Origin of the sequence: Acidiplasma cupricumulans (genome assembly GCF_001402935.1) — an archaeon.
Classification (GTDB): Archaea; Thermoplasmatota; Thermoplasmata; order Thermoplasmatales; family Thermoplasmataceae; genus Acidiplasma; species Acidiplasma aeolicum.
In genome coordinates this window covers 1-1,560 of record NZ_LKBH01000211.1, presented here as the reverse complement: position 1 = coordinate 1,560, position 1,560 = coordinate 1, and the positions used below count along the sequence as shown (strand labels likewise).

Below are 1,560 nucleotides of genomic sequence, written 5' to 3'. Positions count from 1 at the left end.
TAGCGTGTCCAAACCTTCATAATTTGTTCGACAATTGTCATATTTATTAATTTGAAAATTATTAGTGGGATATGGCAGCGAACCACATCCCATTAATTATGCAAAGGTTGGATAAAATAGTTGCGGAGGATAGAATCAGAAAGTACTCAAATAAACTTATTGTAAAGATTATTGTAATCTTGAAAATCTATGGAGCATCCTACAGGTCTTTAAATACTTCTTCAACAACCATAAAGAATTCATGGAGTTATTGAATATAAATGATATACCCAACTTCAGGACATTATCTTATAGGTCTCTGAGGATATACTGGCATTATATAAATTCATCAATAATAGATATGATAAATCCTGATAATGATAATGCTGCAGTGGATTCATCCATTGTAAAGACCTGCAGGGATACAAATGCACATATGAGGAGGAAGAATAAGAAATACAGGGATCCTGAAAGTTCATGGGGTACAGCACAATGGGCCACGAATACTAAAGGTGCATGCTTCAATAGATGCCGATTCATTATCCATAATGGAATGGAAGATAACCACCGCATCTGCATATGACAAGACTATAGCATTTGAAATGATAGATTCTGTAAGAGATTTCAGATATATTTTAATGGGTGCTGCATATGATTCTTCTAATTAATATATGATTATATTTTTGAGAATGCACATAGTATACCTGTTATAGGCACAAATAAGAGAAGTGGACTTGTTGAGGATAGATTAACTTATAACAGGAAACTGGGTATAGCATTAAGGAAAAAGGAATCATCAAGGTACAAATTGAGGTGGGAGATAGAAAGGACATTTTCCATTCTTAAGGAAATACTGGGAATGGAGTACATCTGGTATGTTAGGCACAGGAATTATGACATAGCCATAGGAGAAATTATAGTTGCATACAACTGTATTGTAATGGCAAATAAAATAACCGGAATCTCAGGGAGGAAAATAATGTATATCGTAATATGAAGTATGTTTGGACACTCTTAGAGATATGTATTATATAAAAATATGGTGAATTACATACATCATAAAAGGTTTAAAATAAAGCTTTATGTTGAAATAATAATTATAATATGGTATTAATATGTATTTTTTGGTTCTGCTTAATAATCACCATTTAAAATCGATTTTATGATTTCTAATAAATTCTGATGATTATAAATTTAATATAAGGGTATCAATGGAATTAACTAAAACACTATAATATTTATATTAAAAAATAATACTGTATGTAAGGGAGCATGGGGTAATCAGGTATCCTAGAGGGCTCCAGTCAGTTTGTGATTAGCTAAAGGTCATCTGATTAAATGATGAATGACTGGAACGATGAAACATGGAAGAGACCCTTAGATCTGGGTTCAAATCCCAGTGCTCCCACATATTTTATTATATTTTCCATGCATAAAGCTCAAATTTAAAGCATATTCTTAGTATTATGGAATTTTTATATAATTATTAAAACCAAAATACCTGTTAAGTGAGATACTTATATTTCGGCATCTCCGTTATAAATTATTTATTGCCCCAATAAATCATAAAATATAAGTTTA

2 protein-coding genes and 1 tRNA gene are annotated in these 1,560 nt (G+C 31.0%); all 3 read left to right on the top strand.

Annotated elements, in window-relative coordinates:
* Positions 1–250 precede the first annotated feature (250 nt).
* Positions 251–562, top strand: coding sequence for a hypothetical protein (locus AOG55_RS09665; protein WP_197065839.1), 312 nt, complete (start codon positions 251–253; stop codon positions 560–562).
* Positions 563–787: 225 nt separating this feature from the next.
* Complete coding sequence (locus tag AOG55_RS09660) at positions 788–976, top strand: hypothetical protein (RefSeq protein WP_055041051.1); 189 nt, start codon at positions 788–790, stop codon at positions 974–976.
* 269 nt (positions 977–1,245) lie between these two features.
* Positions 1,246–1,387 (top strand) — tRNA-Trp (locus AOG55_RS09365).
* Positions 1,388–1,560 lie beyond the last annotated feature (173 nt).